Below are 450 nucleotides of genomic sequence, written 5' to 3' on the forward strand. Positions count from 1 at the left end.
ATGCGGCAGCCAGGCCGCCGGCTCCCCTACGATCTCCTCGAGGTGTAGTGGATGACCCCCGACAGCCGGCCCCACTGCCGCTGGATGCCCTCGACGAGCTCACGGACCTGCGTTCGATCAGAGACGTCGCAGACGCGATGGTGCGCGTCGATGCCCTGCTCTCGCAGGGCATCGAGCGCGTCCCGAGCGCTCCCCAGCGGCTCGGAGCGCCCGCTGAGCACGATGGTCACGCCCGACGTCGCCCCGAAGTGACGGGCGAGGATCCGGCCCAGACCGCCCAGGCCGCCCGTGATCCATACGACGCTTCCAGCCCGCACCGCCTCGGCGGCGCCACGATGGATGTCGAGCGTGAGCTCGCGGATGCTCCGGGCGTCGCGAACGCCGTTTCGATACCGGATCTCGATCTCGTCGCTCGCCCCGTCGAGCTCCGCGCGAAGTCCGTCGAGCAAC

1 protein-coding gene is annotated in these 450 nt (G+C 70.4%); it reads right to left on the minus strand.

The window, feature by feature from the left end; translation table 11 throughout:
- Positions 1 to 26 precede the first annotated feature (26 nt).
- Positions 27 to 450, minus strand: a 424-nt coding sequence (locus BN4575_RS20790; protein ID WP_176716468.1) for an SDR family NAD(P)-dependent oxidoreductase, incomplete at its 5' end; no start/stop codon positions are given.

The sequence above is a fragment of the Aeromonas sp. EERV15 genome, from assembly GCF_900079845.1.
GTDB classification, from domain to species: Bacteria; Pseudomonadota; Gammaproteobacteria; order Enterobacterales; family Aeromonadaceae; genus Aeromonas; species Aeromonas sobria.